At 68.7% G+C, this 16888-nt stretch carries 10 protein-coding genes; 6 read left to right on the top strand and 4 right to left on the bottom strand.

Annotated elements, in window-relative coordinates; all coding sequences use genetic code 11:
• Positions 1–162: 162 nt before the first annotated feature.
• The 4 genes from purS to ACIKT0_RS04695 form a co-directional block, all read right to left on the bottom strand.
• Complete coding sequence (purS, locus tag ACIKT0_RS04710; protein WP_407104227.1) at positions 163–405, bottom strand: phosphoribosylformylglycinamidine synthase subunit PurS; 243 nt, start codon at positions 403–405, stop codon at positions 163–165.
• A gap of 116 nt (positions 406–521) precedes the next feature.
• Positions 522–1325 carry a phosphoribosylaminoimidazolesuccinocarboxamide synthase gene (gene purC, locus ACIKT0_RS04705; RefSeq protein WP_183394438.1) on the bottom strand — a complete coding sequence of 268 codons (804 nt, stop codon included), beginning with the start codon at positions 1323–1325 and terminating at the stop codon, positions 522–524.
• 874 nt (positions 1326–2199) lie between these two features.
• Complete coding sequence (gene glgX, locus ACIKT0_RS04700) at positions 2200–4254, bottom strand: glycogen debranching protein GlgX (protein WP_407104226.1); 2055 nt, start codon at positions 4252–4254, stop codon at positions 2200–2202.
• Between the two features lie 108 nt (positions 4255–4362).
• Entirely contained in the window at positions 4363–4752 is a 390-nt protein-coding gene (locus ACIKT0_RS04695) for a DUF2934 domain-containing protein (RefSeq protein ID WP_407104225.1), read from the bottom strand.
• Between the two features lie 136 nt (positions 4753–4888).
• Here ACIKT0_RS04695 and ACIKT0_RS04690 point away from each other — a divergent pair, with 136 nt between their 5' ends.
• The 6 genes from ACIKT0_RS04690 to ACIKT0_RS04665 all read left to right on the top strand — a co-directional run bounded on the left by ACIKT0_RS04690 (position 4889) and on the right by ACIKT0_RS04665 (position 16874).
• Positions 4889–6886 (top strand): alpha-1,4-glucan--maltose-1-phosphate maltosyltransferase, encoded by a 1998-nt coding sequence (locus tag ACIKT0_RS04690; RefSeq protein ID WP_407104224.1) that lies wholly within the window; start codon positions 4889–4891, stop codon positions 6884–6886.
• The gene (treS, locus tag ACIKT0_RS04685) at positions 6886–10200 is read left to right on the top strand and encodes a maltose alpha-D-glucosyltransferase (RefSeq protein WP_407104223.1); all 3315 of its coding nucleotides are present in this window, start codon (positions 6886–6888) and stop codon (positions 10198–10200) included. Before ACIKT0_RS04690 ends, treS begins: the two co-directional genes overlap by 1 nt.
• On the top strand, positions 10197–12383 hold the full coding sequence (gene glgB, locus ACIKT0_RS04680) for a 1,4-alpha-glucan branching protein GlgB (RefSeq protein ID WP_407104222.1): 2187 nt from the start codon (positions 10197–10199) through the stop codon (positions 12381–12383). Before treS ends, glgB begins: the two co-directional genes overlap by 4 nt.
• A 63-nt stretch (positions 12384–12446) precedes the next feature.
• Positions 12447–14573 (top strand): glycogen debranching protein GlgX, encoded by a 2127-nt coding sequence (gene glgX, locus ACIKT0_RS04675; RefSeq protein ID WP_407104221.1) that lies wholly within the window; start codon positions 12447–12449, stop codon positions 14571–14573.
• A gap of 13 nt (positions 14574–14586) precedes the next feature.
• A complete protein-coding gene (gene treZ, locus ACIKT0_RS04670) occupies positions 14587–16332 on the top strand; it encodes a malto-oligosyltrehalose trehalohydrolase (protein ID WP_407104228.1) in 1746 nt (581 codons plus the stop codon).
• Entirely contained in the window at positions 16329–16874 is a 546-nt protein-coding gene (locus ACIKT0_RS04665) for a hypothetical protein (RefSeq protein WP_407104220.1), read from the top strand. Before treZ ends, ACIKT0_RS04665 begins: the two co-directional genes overlap by 4 nt.
• Positions 16875–16888: the final 14 nt, after the last annotated feature.

The following is a 16888-nucleotide window of genomic DNA, read 5'->3' as shown; positions in this document are numbered from 1 at the left end:
CCCGGCGCGGCCCCCTGGGACGGCGCGGGCGCGCCCTGGGCGAAGGCCGGAGAGCAGGCCAGCAGGGCGGCGAAGGCCGCGCTCAGTCGCAGGATGGACGTCATGTGGCGTGTTCTCCCTGAGCTTTCCGGGTGCCGCGCGCCCTTGCGGGCGGCCGCGAGCTCAGCCGGCGATCTCGTAGCGGTAGCTCTCGATGACGGTGTTCGCGAGCAGCTTCTCGCACATCGCCTTGAGCGTCGCCTCGGCCTCGGCCCGATCGCTCGTCGCGAGCTCGACGTCGAACAGCTTGCCCTGTCGCACGCTCTCGACGCCGCCCACTCCGAGCGAGCCGAGGGCGCCCTGGATGGCTTTGCCCTGCGGGTCGAGCACGCCGTTCTTGAGGGTGACGGTGACGCGCGCCTTCATATCGGCTCCCTGAATGGGGTCAGCATGGCGATCCGTTTAGAGGGTCGCGCCCCGCGGCGTCCACCCGAAACGACAAAGGCCCCGCTTGCGGCGGGGCCTTTGGGAGGTTCTGCCGCTCAGTCCTTGGACGTCACCAGCACCGGGCCCCGACCGTTCGGGGTCTCGGATTCGGGCAGGATGCCAAGACGGCGCGCGACTTCGGTGTAGGCCTCGACGAGGCCGCCCATGTCGCGGCGGAAGCGGTCCTTGTCGAGCTTGTCGTTCGACTTGATGTCCCACAGCCGGCACGAATCCGGCGAAATCTCGTCGGCCACCACGATCCGGACGGTGTCGTTCTCCCAGAGCCGGCCGGTCTCCATCTTGAAGTCGACGAGACGGATGCCGACGCCGAGGAACAGGCCCGACAGGAAGTCGTTGACCCGAATGGCGAGCGCCATGATGTCGTCGATCTCCTGGGGCGTCGCCCAGCCGAACGCCGTGATGTGCTCTTCCGACACCATCGGGTCGTTGAGCGCGTCGTTCTTGTAATAGAACTCGATGATCGAGCGAGGGAGCTGCGTGCCCTCCTCAAGCCCGAGCTTCGTCGCCAGCGAGCCGGCGGCGACGTTGCGCACCACCACCTCGAGCGGAACGATCTCGACCTCGCGGATGAGCTGCTCGCGCATGTTCAGCCGCCGGATGAAATGCGTCGGCACCCCGATGTCGTTCAGATTCTGGAAAATGAACTCGGAGATGCGGTTGTTCAGCACCCCCTTGCCGTCGATCACTTCGTGCTTCTTGGCGTTGAACGCGGTCGCGTCGTCCTTGAAGTGCTGGATCAGGGTGCCGGGCTCGGGGCCCTCATAGAGGACTTTCGCCTTGCCTTCATAGATGCGGCGGCGGCGGTTCATCGGCGTATACCGTGGCTTGAGGAAATCCATAACACCTGCCGGTTGGTCGGGCATGACCGGATGCGGTCGTCGTTCCGGCGCGCGCGCGAATCGGAAGTCGCCGCTGTGAGGCGACGCCGCGCGCGGGCCGGACCCTAGCCGATCAAGGCATCAAGCACAACGATCCGGGTCGGGCGTGAATCCGCGCGGGACCCTCGGGGCGGCCCCGCGCGGCGCGGTTCATCGGGTCATATGGTGGCGGCGGTGCCCGCCTAACAGGGCGTCCGGCGCTCCGCGAAAGGGACCCGTCGCGCGGACGGCCGGGTGGGGTGCAGGCAGGATCGGGCGTCCGACCCCCCGCGTCATGCCCGCGCCTTCGCGCGGGTATCCACGACTTGCTCGCAAGTGTGGCGGAGAAGGGAGTCGTGGATGCCCGAAGGCGGGCATGACGGCGAGGCAGGGCGGCGGGTTCGTCGCGCCCTACGACGACGGTCTGCGCGCTACGCCCAAGACCCCACCCGACCTCGGCCTGCGGCCGAGGCCACCCTCCCCACGGCTTCGCCGCGAGGAGGGAGAAGAAGGCTCGCGCGTGAGACGCAGGGGTCTTCCCTCCCTCGCAGAGGGGAGGGTGGACGGGCGAAGCCCGGCCGGGTGGGGTGCAGGCAGGATCGGGCGCCCGAACCCCCGCGTCATGCCCGCGCCTTCGCGCGGGTATCCACGACTTCTCTCGCGGGCGTGGCGGAGAAGGAAGTCGTGGATGCCCGCAAGCGGGCATGACGGCGAAGCGGGCCCGCGGGTCCGTCGCGGACCCGCCAAGGACGGTCTGCGCCCCACGCCCAAGACCCCAACCGACCTCGGCCTGCGGCCGAGGCCACCCTCCCCACGGCTTCGCCGCGAGGAGGGAGAAGAGGCGGCGTCCCTTTGCTCAGAGCAGCAGGAGCAGCGAGCGGCCCTCGACTTCGATCGGCTCGGGGCCGGAGACCTCGCGGGCGTCGTCCTGCGGCTGGCCGGTGTCGATCACGACCTTCCACGCCCCTCCCCCTTCGCGCTCCGGAAGCACGAACGGCACCGGGCCGTCATGGGCGTTGAACGTCAGCACCGCCTCCGCGCCCTCCGGCGTCTTGAGGTGCAGGCCGATGCAGTCCGCGCCCTCGTCGGCCCATTGCTCCGCGGTCTGCTCGCCGCCGCCGGGATTGATCCAGGTGACGGTCATGGCGTCGCGCCAGTTCGCGCGGCGCAGGATCGGGTTGTCGGCGCGCAGCTGCAGCAGGCGCTTGGTGAAGGCGAGCAGGATCTCGTCCTTCTCGTCGAGGTCCCAGTTCACCCAGGAGATCTCGTTGTCCTGGCAGTAGCCGTTGTTGTTGCCGCCCTGGGTGCGGCCGAACTCGTCGCCGGCGAGGATCATCGGCGTGCCGTGGCTGAGCAGCAGCGTCGCGATCAGGTTGCGCTTCTGGCGCTCACGGACGGCGATGATCCCGGGGTCATCGGTCTCGCCCTCGACGCCGTAATTGTAGCTACGGTTGTCGCCGTGCCCGTCATTGTTGTCTTCGCCGTTCGCCTCGTTGTGCTTCTCGTTGTAGGAGACGAGGTCGTTCAGCGTGAAACCGTCATGCGCGGTGATGAAGTTCACCCCCGCCCACGGCCGCCGGCCGCGGAAGTCATAGACGTCGCCCGAACCGGTGACGCGCGCCGCGAAGTTGCCCAGATGGCCGGCGCCGGACTTCCAGTAGTCGCGGACCTCGTCGCGGTACTTGTCGTTCCACTCCGCCCAGCCGGGCGGGAAGCCGCCGACCTGATAGCCGCCCGGGCCGATGTCCCAGGGCTCGCCCACCAGCTTGACGTTCCTGAGCACCGGGTCCTGGCCCACGGCGTCGAAGAAGCCGCCGCGCTGGTCGAAGCCGTGCGGCTCGCGCCCCAGGATGGTGCCGAGATCGAAGCGGAAGCCGTCGACGTGGCACTCCTCGACCCAGTACCGCAGGCTGTCCGTCACCATCTGCAGGACGCGCGGATGGCTGGTGTTGACGGTGTTCCCGGTGCCGGTGTCGTTGATGTAGTAGCGATGCTCGTCCTTCATCGTGCGGTAGTAGGACAGGTTGTCGATGCCCTTGAACGACAGCGTCGGGCCGAGCTCGTTGCCTTCGGCGGTGTGGTTGTAGACCACGTCGAGGATCACCTCGAGGCCGGCGTCGTGGAACCGGCGCACCATGCTCTTGAAGCTCGCGAGCCGCCCCTTGCCCATGTAGCGGCCCATCGGGGCGAAGAAGGCGATGGTGTTGTAGCCCCAGTAGTTCCGGAGCCCCTTGTCGAGCAGGTGCTGGTCGTCGAGGAAGGCGTGAACCGGCAGGAGCTCGACCGAGGTCACGCCGAGCGCCTTGATGTAGTCCACGACGGCGTCCTGGGAGAGACCGTCGAAGGTGCCGCGCAGCTCCTCCGGCACGCCGGGGTGCAGCTTGGTGAAGCCGCGCACATGGGTCTCGTAGAACACCGTCTTGTCCCACGGGACGTCAGGCTTGACGTCGCCCGACCAGTCGAAGCTCGGGTCGATCACCTCGCATTTCGGCATGAACGGCGCGCTATCGCGCTCGTCGAACGTCAGGTCCTTGTCCTCGGCGAGGAGGTCATAGCCGAAATGCGCGTCGTTCCAGTCGATCGAGCCGACCAGCGACTTGGCGTAAGGGTCGATCAGCAGCTTGTTCGGATTGAAGCGGTGACCCTCTTCAGGGGCATAGCGGCCGTGGACGCGGTAGCCGTAGATCTGGCCGGGGCCGACGCCGGGCAGATAGCCGTGCCAGATCTCATCGGTGTATTCGGGCAGCGTCACCCGCTCAGTCTCGACGCCGTCGGCGTTGAACAGACAGAGCTCCACCCGCTCGGCATAGGCGGAGAACAGCGCGAAATTGGTGCCCTCCCCGTCATAGGTCGCGCCAAGCTGCGTCGGCCGCCCGGCTTCAGCCCGGCGGTCCGTCCTGATATCGGCCATATGGATGTCGCCCCTCTGCGGCGGGCGGAGAGCCCGCCGGCCAATCGCAGCCTCCCTAACGGCGAACCCGTGACAGGCGTTCCCGACCGCTGGACGTTCCGGCTGAAATCATTTGGAGGGCTTGGCAGGCTTCGCCTTGGCGGCCTTGCCGGCTGCGCTGCGGACGGGAGGCGCCGAGACCGCGGGGGTGTCCGCCGGCGACGGCTGCTTTGCCGACTGTTTGGGCTGCATCTTCGGATCCGCCTTGCCCTTGCCGGCGGCGACCGCCGCCTTGGCGGCGTCGGCCGCGCCCAGCGCGGCGGCCTTCGGGGCCTTGTCCGGCTTCTTTTCGGCCTTCTTGTCGGCCTTCTGGACCGTCTTCGGCGCGGGCTCGCCGGCTTCCGCCGCCACCCGACGCTCCGCCTCGAGCCAGTGCTGGCGCTCCTGGCCCTCCGGGCGCCCGGCGTCCTCCCAGAGCTGATAGGCGATTTCCCGAATTCTGCGTTCGCGGTCCTTCATTCCTGGCTTCCTTCGTGGTGCTCAGGGGTTGTCGGAAAGAACCTCCGACCGATGTGTCGAGTTCCGGGCGGAACCCGCACGACGTTTCCCGGTTCAAACCACCCTGCCAGTCGCTGAACCAGCCGGAGCCTTTTTTATGCGTGATGACTCTGCCGGAGCCGTCGAGGCGGCCAGGCGGCCCCGGATCGCGATCGAGGCGCTGAGCCCCACGGTCGACGCCGGACGTTTCCCGGTGAAGACGATCGTCGGCCGGCCCCTCACGGTCGAGGCCGACATTTTCGCCGACGGTCACGACATGCTGCTCGCCGACGTGCTGTGGCGAGGCCCGGACGACCAGGAGTTCCGCCGGGCGCCGATGAAGCTCGTCGCGAACGACCGCTGGCGGGCCGTGCTGACGCCGGAGGCGATCGGGCGGCACGAGATCGTCGTCGAGGCGTGGTGGGACGAGTTCGGGACGTTCCGGCGCGACCTGACCAAGAAGCGCGAGGTCGGCCTCGACGTCATGCTGGAGACCGAGGAAGGGCTGATCCTGCTCGAGAAGCTGGCCTCCGCCGCCCGCCCGGAAGCGGCGCGGCCGCTGGTCGACCTGATCCTGAGGGCGCGCGACTCGGACGTGGCGGACCGGGTCAGCCAGCTTCTCTCGCGGGCGACCTATGAGGCCGCGCTCAAGGCGGACCGGCGCGCCTTCGCCTCGCGCAGCGACGCCTATCCGCTCGATGTGGAGCGGATCCAGGCGGAGTTCGCGAGCTGGTACGAGCTGTTCCCGCGGTCCGAGAGCGGCGATCCCAGCCGGCACGGCACGTTCCGCGACGTCATCCGGCGCCTGCCGATGATCCGCGACATGGGCTTCGACGTGCTCTACTTCCCGCCCATCCACCCGATCGGCGAGACCAACCGCAAGGGCCGCAACAACACCCTGACCCCCGGGCCGGCGGATGTCGGCAGCCCCTACGCCATCGGTTCGGCCGAGGGCGGCCATGACGCCCTGCATCCGGAGCTCGGCACGATCGAGGATTTCCGCGAGCTCGTCGCGGCGGCCGCGCAGCACGGGCTCGAAATCGCGCTCGATTTCGCGATCCAGTGCTCGCCCGACCATCCCTGGCTGAAGGAGCATCCGGGCTGGTTCGACTGGCGGCCCGACGGCACGATCAAATACGCCGAGAATCCGCCGAAGAAGTACCAGGACATCGTCAACGTCGACTTCTACGCGCCTGACGCGGTGCCCGGCCTCTGGCAGGCGCTGCGCGACGTCGTGCTGTACTGGGTCGAGCAGGGCGTGAAGACCTTCCGGGTCGACAACCCGCACACCAAGTCGTTCGCCTTCTGGGAGTGGATGATCGCCGACATCCGCGCCGATCATCCCGACGTCATCTTCCTGGCCGAGGCGTTCACGCGCCCGAAGGTGATGTACCGGCTCGCCAAGCTCGGATACTCGCAGTCCTACACCTATTTCACCTGGCGCAACCACAAGCAGGAGATCCAGGAGTACCTGACGGAGCTGAGCACCACGGACCCGAAGAACTTCTTCAGGCCGCACTTCTTCGTCAATACGCCGGACATCAACCCGTTCTTCCTGCAGACCTCGGGGCGGGCCGGCTTCCTGATCCGGGCGGCCCTCGCCACCACCCTGTCGGGCCTGTGGGGCATGTATAACGGCTTCGAGCTCTGCGAGGCCGCGCCGCTGCCGGGAAAGGAGGAGTATCTCGACAGCGAGAAATACGAGATCCGCGTCCGGAACTGGAACCAGCCCGGCAACATCATCACCGAGATCACCCGCCTGAACCGCATCAGGCGCGAGAATCCGGCGCTCCAGACGCACCTCAACGTCCGGTTCTACAACGCGTTCGACGACATGGTGCTGTGCTTCGGCAAGCCGGGCGGCTCGTCCGACGGCGCCCCGCTCGACGAGATGATCCTCGTCCTGATCTCGCTCGATCCGGATTATGAACGCCACGCGACCTACGAATTGCCGCTTTGGGAGTTTGGTCTTCCCGACCATGGCGCACTGGCCGTGGAGGATCTCATGCGCGGCAATCGGTTCACGCTGACCGGCAAGGCCCAATCGGTCTATTTCAACCCCCGGGAAATGCCGTTTCACGTGTGGAGGCTGACCCGCCTCCAGGGAGTCGCTTGATGAATGCGCCTGTGGCCCACGCCGAGCTGACCAAGCCGCGCGGAACCGTCGTCACCCGCGAGGGCGTCGATCCGTTGTGGTACAAGGACGCGATCATCTACCAGTTGCACGTCAAGTCGTTCTTCGACTCGAACGACGACGGCATCGGCGATTTCCCCGGCCTTATCTCGAAGCTCGACTACATCGCCGGCCTCGGCGTCAGCGTAATCTGGCTGCTGCCGTTCTATCCGAGCCCCCGGCTCGACGACGGCTACGACATCTCCGAATACAAGGGCGTGTCGCCGGACTACGGCACGCTGGCCGACGTGAAGCGCTTCATCCACGAGGCGCACCGGCGCGGCCTGAAGGTCGTCTCCGAGCTCGTGATCAACCACACCTCGGACCAGCACCCCTGGTTCCAGCGGGCGCGCAGGGCCAAGAAGGGCTCGGCGCACCGCAACTTCTACGTCTGGTCGGACGACGACACGCTCTACTCCGGAACGCGCATCATCTTCCTCGACACCGAGCGGTCGAACTGGACCTGGGACCCGGTCGCCGGCCAGTATTTCTGGCACCGGTTCTACAGCCACCAGCCCGACCTGAACTTCGAGAACCCGGCGGTGCTGAAGGCCGTGTTCGGGGTGATGAAGTTCTGGCTCGACCTCGGCATCGACGGGCTGCGCCTCGACGCCGTGCCCTACCTGATCGAGCGCGACGGCACCTCCAACGAGAACCTGCCCGAGACCCACGACATCCTGAAGAAGATCAGGGCCGAGCTCGACCGCACCTATCCCGACCGGTTCCTGATCGCCGAGGCCAACATGTGGCCGGAGGACACCAAGGACTATTTCGGCGACGGCGACGAATGCCACATGGCGTTCCACTTCCCGCTGATGCCGCGGATGTACATGGCGATCGCGCGCGAGGACCGCTTCCCTATCACCGACATCATGCGGCAGACGCCGGCGATCCCCGACAACTGCCAGTGGGCGATCTTCCTGCGGAACCACGACGAGCTGACGCTCGAGATGGTCACCGACAAGGAGCGCGACTACCTCTGGAACACCTACGCCTCCGACAAGCGCGCCCGCATCAACCTCGGCATCCGCCGCCGCCTCGCCCCGCTCATGGAGCGGGACCGGCGCCGCATCGAGCTGATGAACTGCCTGCTGCTGTCGATGCCCGGCACGCCCGTGATCTACTACGGCGACGAGATCGGCATGGGCGACAACATCCATCTCGGCGACCGCGACGGCGTGCGCACGCCGATGCAGTGGTCGATCGACCGGAACGGCGGCTTTTCGCGCGCCGACCCCGCCTCGCTGGTGCTGCCGCCGGTGATGGACCCGCTCTACGGCTATTACGCAGTCAACGTCGAAGCGCAGGCCCGCGACCCCCATTCGCTGCTGAACTGGACGCGCCGCATGCTGGCGACACGGCGGCAGCACCCGGCCTTCGGCCGCGGAACCATCAGGTTCCTGTTCCCGCAGAACCGCCGGGTGCTCGCCTATCTGCGCGAGCACGAAGGCGAGACCATCCTGTGCGTGGCCAATATGGGGCGGTCTCCGCAGGCGGTGGAGCTTGAGCTCTCCGAGTTCGCCGGCCGCGTGCCGGTCGAGCTGACGGCGGGCTCCGTGTTCCCGCCGATCGGCCAGCTGACCTACCTCCTCACCCTCCCGCCATACGGGTTTTACTGGTTCGTCCTCGCCACCGAGGAAGCCCGGCCCGCCTGGCATACCCCGGCGCCCGAACCCATGGCTGACTACGAGACACTCGTGCTGCGCGCAGGCGTGGACGACGCGATGCAGACGGAGGCTCGCAAGACGCTCGAGAGCGCCGTGCTGCCGAGCTATCTGGCGAAACGCCGCTGGTTCTCAGGCAAGGACCAGAAGCAGATCGTGGCGCGGATCAAGGCCCTTTCCCGCCTGCCGGGCGGCGCGCAGGAGATCGGCCTCATCGAGGTCGAGGTCACCGGCGGCGCCGAGCCGACGCGCTGGCTGCTCCCGCTCGCGGTGGTCTCGGAGGACGAGCGCCTGTCCGCGCTCGCGAGCCGACTGGCGCTGGCCCGCGTCCGCCGCGGCCGGGAGGTTCAGCTTCTGACGGACGCCTTCGCGCTGCCGTCCTTCGCATTCGCGATCGCGAGCTCCCTGCGCGAGGGCAAGCGGCTCAAGAGCGGCGAAGGCGAGATCGTCTTCGAGCGCGCCGAGGGCGTGGAGACGCCGGAGCTGCCGGAGGACGCCGAGATCCATTGGCTCTCCGCCGAGCAGTCCAACTCTTCGCTCATCGCCGGCGACGCGATGATGATCAAGCTGCTCCGCAAGGTCGCCCCGGGGGTTCACCCGGAAGCCGAGATGGGGCGCTACCTGACTGAGCAGGGCTATGGCAACGCCGCGCCCTTCCTGGGCGAGATGGTGCGCGTCGCCGCCGACGGCTCGCGCGCCACGCTCGCGATTATCCAGGGCTATGTCCGCAACCAGGGCGACGCGTGGCAGTGGACGCTCGACCATCTCACCCGCGCCCTCGACGATTTCGGCGCGGCAGGCGGCGGCGACATGTCCGAGCACCACCGCTTCACCGAGTTCACGGGGTTCGCCGGCAATCTGGGCGCGCGCCTCGCGGAGCTGCACGGCGTTCTGGCGCGCCCGAGCTCCGACCCCGACTTCGCGCCGCTTTCGGCCACGCACCGCGAGGTCGAGAGCTGGAAGAAGCGCGCGCTGAGCCTGCTCGACGGCGCCATCCACGCGCTCGAGGCGCGGTCGGACTGGGAGCGCGAGGCGGACGCGGAGCGGGCGGCCTCGCTCATCAAGCGCAAGGAGGCGCTCGAAGCTGCGATCGGGCGGCTGGCGGAGACCGGCATCGGCTCCCCGGTGACCCGCATCCACGGCGACCTCCATCTCGGCCAGATCCTGGTCGCGGGCGAGGACGCGGTGTTCATCGACTTCGAGGGAGAGCCGGCCCGGCCCCTCGACGAGCGCCGCGGCAAGGCGAGCCCGCTGCGCGACGTCGCCGGCGTGCTGCGGTCCTTCGACTATGCGGCCGCGATGGTCGGCCGCAACGAGCAGTCGTCTCCGCACGTCTCCGGCGCGCGCCGCGAGGACTTCCTGGAGCGCTTCCGCTCCGACGCGACCGAAGCCTTCCTCAACGCCTATCGCCAGACCATCCTGGCCGCCGGGCTGCCGCTGTCCCTGGAGCTGCTGGACATGTTCCTGATCGAGAAGGCGGCTTACGAGATCGCCTATGAGGCGGCCAACCGGCCGGGTTGGCTCGACGTGCCGCTGGGCGGCCTCCACGCCCTCGCCCAACGGCTCGCTCCAGGGGAAGGAGGCGCGGCATGAGCGTCGCGATGACGTCGCTCAACTCCGGCGCCCTGGCGGCCCTGGCCAATGGAACGCACGGCGACCCGTTCGGGGCGCTCGGCCGGCGCGATGACGGCGACGGGCCCTATGTGCGCGCCGTCCTGCCGGGCGCGGCTTCTGTCGAAGTCGTGGCGCGCGACGATCATCGGCCGCTCGGCGTCCTGGGCGAGATCGAGCAGACCGGCGTCTTCGAGGGCCCGGTCTCCGGCGTCGATCCCTATCTGCTGAGGATCGAATGGCCGGGCGGCGTGCAGGAGACGGAGGACCCCTATTCGTTCGGGCTGCTGCTGGGCGACCTCGATCTCCACCTGCTCGGCGAATCCCGGCACTTCGAGCTCGCCTCCGCGCTCGGCGCCAACCCGATGACCATCGACGGCGTCGAGGGCGTGCGCTTCGCGGTCTGGGCGCCGAACGCCCGGCGCGTCGCCGTCATCGGCGACTTCAACTCCTGGGACAGCCGCCGGCACGGCATGCGCCGCCGCCTGCCCTCCGGCGTGTGGGAGATCTTCATCCCGCGGCTGAAGCCCGGCGAGCGCTACAAGTTCGCCCTGATCGGCCCCGACGGCTCGCGCCTGCCCGACAAGGCGGATCCGATCGCGCGCTCCGCCGAGAAGGCGCCCGGCACGGCCTCGATCGTGGCGTCGGCCGAGCCCCACGCGTGGACGGACCACGAATGGATGGCGCGACGGGGCGAGCGCCAGGCGCCAGAGGCGCCGCTCAGCTTCTACGAGGTCCATCTCGGCTCGTGGATGAAGCCTCACGGGCGCGAGGTCGACTGGAGCTTCGCGATCGAGAAGCTCATTCCCTACGTGGCCGATCTCGGGTTCACCCATATCGAACTGCTGCCCGTCGCCGAGCATCCGTTCGGCGGCTCATGGGGCTATCAGCCGCTCGGCCTGTTCGCGCCGACCGGCCGCTACGGGGCGCCCGAGGATTTCGCCCGCTTCGTCGACGCCGCGCACGCGGCCGGCATCGGCGTCGTGGTCGACTGGGTCCCGGCGCATTTCCCGACCGACAGCCACGGCCTCTACCGCTTCGACGGCACGGCGCTCTACGAGCACGCCGACCCGCGCGAAGGCTTCCACATCGACTGGAACACCGCGATCTACAATTTCGGCCGCCGCGAGGTGCAGAACTTCCTGATTGCGAGCGGACTGTTCTGGCTGGAGCGCTTCCATGTCGACGGGCTGCGCGTCGACGCCGTCGCCTCGATGCTCTACCGCGACTACAGCCGCAAGGCCGGCGAGTGGATCCCGAACCAGTATGGCGGGCGCGAGAACCTGGAGGCGGTCGCGTTTCTCCAGCACATGAACGCGGTCGTGCGGGAGCGGGTCCCGACCGCCATGACGATCGCCGAGGAGTCGACGGCCTGGCCCGGCGTCACCCGCCCGACCGAGGAGAACGGCCTCGGCTTCCACTACAAGTGGAACATGGGCTGGATGCACGACACGCTGCATTACATGCAGCAGAACCCGATCTACCGTCAGTACGACCATGACGGGATCACCTTCGGGCTGGTCTATGCCTTCTCCGAAAAGTTCGTGCTGCCGCTGAGCCATGACGAGGTGGTGCACGGCAAGGGCTCGCTGCTCGGCAAGATGCCCGGCGACGCGTGGCAGAAATTCGCCAATCTGCGCGCGCTCTACGGCCTGATGTGGACCCATCCGGGCAAGAAGCTGCTGTTCATGGGCTGCGAGATCGCGCAGGGGCGCGAGTGGAACCATGACGACCAGCTCGACTGGCCGGCGCTCGATAACCCCAACCACGCGGGCGTGCAGCGCCTGATCCGCGACCTCAACCGCGTCTACGCGGCCGAGGGCGCCCTGCACGCCAAGGACGCCGAGCCGGCCGGCTTCCGCTGGATGATCGGCGACGATCGCGCCAACTCGGTGTTCGCGTTCTTGCGCTACGGTGAGGCGGGCGCCCCGCCCGTGCTGGTCGTCGCGAACATGACGCCCGTGCCGCGGCACGGATATCGCATCGGCGTTCCGACGGCCGGAGTCTGGCGGGAGATCATCAACACGGATGCGGAGATCTATGGCGGATCCAACGTCGGCAATGGGGGCGCCGTCCCGACCGTCGAGGCTGCGAGCCACGGCGAGCAGCAGGCGCTCGACCTCACGCTTCCGCCGCTCGGCGTGGTGGCGCTCAGGCCCGCCTGACCGCGGGCCACACGCTCCGTCATCCGCCCCTAGACGGACAAGCGCCGTCCTTGGGGCCGGCTCTTGAGCGCCGGGCTGGAGAGCGGCTCGCCCTACCCGCTCGGGGCGACATGGGACGGGCTCGGCGTGAACTTCGCGGTGTTCTCCGCGCACGCCGAGCAGATCGACCTCTGCCTCTTCGACCCGTCAGGGCGCCGGGAGATCGCCCGGATGCCCCTGCCGGAGAAGACCGACGAGGTCTTCCACGGCTATCTGCCCGGGGCCCGCGCGGGCCTGCTCTACGGCTTCCGCGCGCACGGCCCCTACGAGCCGCAGGACGGCCACCGCTTCAACCCCCACAAGCTGCTGCTCGACCCCTACGCCAAGCAGATCGCCGGCGAGGTGCGCTGGTCCGACGCGCTCTACGGCTACCGACTGCACAGCCCGCGCGCCGACCTGACCATGGACCGGCGGGACAGCGCGCCCGCGATGCCCAAGGCGGTGGTGACCGACGACGTCTTCAACTGGGGAGACGACCGGCCGCCCAACACGCCGTGGAGCGACACCGTCATATACGAGGCGCATGTGCGCGGCCTGACGATGCTGCGCCAGGACATCCGCGCCCACGAGCGCGGCACCTTCGCGGCGCTGGCGAGCCCGCCGATGATCGAGCACTACAAGCGGCTCGGCGTCACGGCGATCGAGCTTCTGCCGATCCACGCCTTCCTGCAGGACCGCGTGCTGGTCGAGAAAGGCCTGAGGAACTACTGGGGCTACAACACGCTCGGCTTCTTCGCGCCGGAGGCCCGATATCTTTCCGACGGGTCGCTGAACGAAATCAAGGTCGCGGTTCGCCGGCTGCACGCGGCCGGCCTCGAGGTCATCCTCGACGTCGTCTACAACCACACGGCCGAGGGCAGCGAGCTCGGCCCCACCCTGTCATTCCGCGGGCTCGACAACGCCAGCTACTACCGGCTGATCGAGGGCGAGCCGCGCTACTGCGTAAACGACACCGGCACCGGCAACACCGTGAACCTTTCGCACCCCCGGGTGCTTCAGGTGGTCATGGACAGCTTGCGGTACTGGGTTGAGGCCTACCACGTCGACGGGTTCCGCTTCGACCTCGGGGTGACGCTCGGCCGCGAAGCCCATGGCTTCGATCCCGGCTCGGGCTTCTTCGACGCGTTGCGGCAGGATCCGACGCTCGCCCGGGTCAAGCTGATCTCGGAGCCGTGGGACATCGGTCCCGGCGGCTACCAGCTCGGCCACCACCCGCCGGGTTTCGCGGAATGGAACGACAAGTTCCGGGACAGCGTGCGGCGCTTCTGGCGCGGCGACGGCGGCCAGCGCCCCGAACTCGCCGCGCGGCTCGCCGGTTCGAGCGACCTGTTCGACCGTCGATCGAGGAAGCCGTGGGCCTCGATCAACTACGTCGCTTCGCATGACGGCTACACGCTGGCCGACGCGACCTCCTACGTCGCGCGGCACAACCACGCCAATGGCGAGGAAAACCGCGACGGCCACCACGAGAACTATTCGGCGAACTGGGGCGTCGAGGGACCGACCTTCGATCCCATCATCCGGGAGATCAGAGGTCGGGTGGCGCGCGCCATGCTCACCACCACGATCTTCGCCAACGGCACGCCCATGCTGCTGGCGGGCGACGAGTTCGGCCGCACCCAGCGGGGCAACAACAACGCCTACGCGCAGGACAACGAGATCTCGTGGGTCGACTGGACGCTCGCCGAGGAGGACGAGGGCGCGGCCCTGACCGCCTTCGTCGAAAGGCTGATCGCGCTCCGGAGGGCGCAGCCGGTTCTGCGCTCGAAGAATTTCCTGCACGGGCGGGAGGAGCCGGCCCCGGGCGTGCTCGACATCGCGTGGTTCGACGAGCAGGGCGCGCCAATCAGCGCGGAAGCCTGGAACGACCCTGCAGAGCGAACGTTGACGCTCCGCCGCGCCGAGCGCCGCGAGGACGGCTCGACGCCCATTCTCACTTTGATGCTCAATCCCACCGACAAGGACCGCGCGTTCCGGCTGCCCTCTCCCGGCCTGCCCACCTTTCTCCTGATCGACAGCGCCCGGCCCGACGCGCCCGAGCGCCTCGTCGATCGCGATGTGGTGCAGGTCGCGGCGAAGAGCGCCGTGCTCGGCCTTTCCCTCGTCCCCTCGCCAGAGTCGGGATCCCCGTCCGGCCCATCGGGAGCTTAGCTTTTTGCCCTCCGTGTATGAACGCCGCCTGCCCTTCGGCGCGGCCTTTTCCGATGGCCGCGCGACGTTCCGCTTCTGGGCGCCCGCGCATCCGGAGGTGCGGCTCGAGATCCGCGACCGCGATCCGATCCTGATGGATCGCGAGGACGGCGGCTGGTTCAGCAAGACGGTCGAGGTTCCGGCCGGCGCCCGCTACCGCTTCCATCTGCCGGACGGGCTGACCGTCCCGGACCCGGCGTCGCGCTTCCAGGACGGCGACGTGCATGGCTGGAGCGTCGTGGTCGACCCCAGGGCCTATTCCTGGCGGTCGGGCGACTGGCGCGGCCGGCCCTGGAAGGAAGCCGTCGTGTACGAGCTGCATGTCGGCTGCTTCGGCGGCTTCGTCGGCGTGGCGGAAGCCCTGCCGCTCCTCGCCGAGCTCGGCGTGACGGCGATCGAGCTCATGCCGATCGCGGATTTCCCGGGGACCCGGAACTGGGGCTATGACGGCGTGCTGCCCTATGCGCCGGACGCCGCCTACGGGACGCCGGACGAGCTCAAGGCGCTGGTCGACCGCGCCCACGAGCTCGGCCTGATGATGATCCTGGACGTGGTCTACAACCACTTCGGCCCGGACGGGAATTACATCGGCGCCTATGCGCCCCCGATGTTCCGGGAGGACCTCCAGACCCCGTGGGGCGGCGCGATCGATTTCCGGCTCCCGGAGGTGCGCAGCTACTTCACCGAGAACATGCTGTTCTGGCTGCAGGAGTATCGCTTCGACGGGCTGCGGATGGACGCCGTCCACGCGATCTCGGAGCAGGACTGGATCGACGAGACCGCACGCGCCGTGCGTGAAGCCGAGCAGGACGGGCGCTACGTCCACCTCATCCTGGAGAACGAGTTTAACGAGCAGAGCCACCTCGCCGGAGAGGTGGACGCGCAGTGGAACGACGACTTCCACCACGTCTTCCATGTGCTGCTGACCGGAGAGCACGAGGGCTATTACGAGGACTTCTCCCACGACACGGCCGGCAAGCTCGCCCGCACGCTGCAGGAGGGCTTCGTCTACCAGGGCGATCCCTCGCCCCACCAGGGCGGCAAGCCGCGCGGCACGCCGAGCGCCCATCTGCCGCCGACCGCCTTCGTCAGCTTCCTGCAGAACCACGACCAGATCGGCAACCGCGCCTTCGGCGACCGTCTGACGAAGCTCGCGCCGCCGGAAGGCGTGGAGGCCGCCACCGCCGTGCTGCTGCTGTGCCCGCAGGTGCCGATGATCTTCATGGGCGAGGAGGTCGCCAGCGAGACCCCCTTCCTGTTCTTCACCGACCACCACGGCGAGCTGGCCGACGCGGTGCGCGAGGGACGGCGGAAGGAGTTCGCCAAGTTCGCCGCCTTCGCGGGCGCCGAGGTGCCGGACCCGAACGCGGTCGAGACCTTCGAGGCTTCGATCCCCGAGCCGCATCCGCAGCGGGCCGAGGCGCGAACGGCGTTGTTCCGGCGCCTGCTGGCGTTGCGGGCGGCCGAGATCACGCCCCGCCTGCCCGGCTTCGCGGCGGCGGGCGCCGAGGTGCTCGGACCCAGGGCGGTGGTTTCGCGCTGGAAGGCGGAGGACGGCGCCGTGCTCACCATCGCGGTGAACCTCGCCGACGCGCCCGTCGCGGCGTCCGGCCTCGCCGGCCCTGTCCTGTTCGAATCGTCCACCGGCGCCGCGGAGGCCGCCGCGGGCGGAACGCTGCCCGGCTACACGACCGTTGCGTTGTTGGAGCGCGCCGCTTGAGCAAGGACGATCTCGTTAGCAAGGTCGCGACCCGCGTCGGCTTTGCGGTCGACTGGACGGATCAGGCAGGGGAGCAACAGACCGTCGCGCCGGACACGCTGCGCCGTCTGCTCGACGCGATGGACCTTCCCTGCGGGACGGACGCCGAAGCGCAGGACTCGCTGAACCGGCTGGACCAGATCGACCGGACCCCCGAGCCGCTCGTCACCGCCCCGGTCGGCCAGTCCTTCGCCCTGAAGGCGCAGCCCAACGCGCCCGCCCGCTTCGTGCGCGAGGACGGCGCGACCTTCGACCTGACGCTCGGCGAGGCGCCGGGCGGGCTGGCCTTGATGCGCCCGGTCCTGGAGCCCGGCTATCATCGCCTCGAAGTCGGCGACCAGATCGTGACCATCGCCGCCGCGCCCGCCTGCGGCAGGAGCATTCTCGACGCGGGCGGCGGCCGCCGGATGTGGGGGGGGACCGTCGCCGTGGCGCTGAGCGAGATGACGCTCTTGGTCGAATTGGCGGTGGCGGTGACCTTCGTGACGGTCGCTCCCGCATAGCCGTCCCTGAAGTT

This window comes from Hansschlegelia beijingensis (genome assembly GCF_045505405.1).
Classification (GTDB): Bacteria; Pseudomonadota; Alphaproteobacteria; order Rhizobiales; family Methylopilaceae; genus Methylopila; species Methylopila beijingensis_A.
Note: the sequence above shows the minus strand (reverse complement) of the source record. Positions and strands in the feature narration are given on the sequence as shown.

Bases quoted from the DNA above. Each gene is read 5' to 3' on its own strand.
- purS (WP_407104227.1), bottom strand. From the start codon at position 405: ATGAAGGCGCGCGTCACCGTCACCCTCAAGAACGGCGTGCTCGACCCG.
- purC (WP_183394438.1), bottom strand. From the start codon at position 1,325: ATGGATTTCCTCAAGCCACGGTATACGCCGATGAACCGCCGCCGCCGC.
- glgX (WP_407104226.1), bottom strand. From the start codon at position 4,254: ATGGCCGATATCAGGACGGACCGCCGGGCTGAAGCCGGGCGGCCGACG.
- ACIKT0_RS04695 (WP_407104225.1), bottom strand. From the start codon at position 4,752: ATGAAGGACCGCGAACGCAGAATTCGGGAAATCGCCTATCAGCTCTGG.
- ACIKT0_RS04690 (WP_407104224.1), top strand. From the start codon at position 4,889: ATGCGTGATGACTCTGCCGGAGCCGTCGAGGCGGCCAGGCGGCCCCGG.
- treS (WP_407104223.1), top strand. From the start codon at position 6,886: ATGAATGCGCCTGTGGCCCACGCCGAGCTGACCAAGCCGCGCGGAACC.
- glgB (WP_407104222.1), top strand. From the start codon at position 10,197: ATGAGCGTCGCGATGACGTCGCTCAACTCCGGCGCCCTGGCGGCCCTG.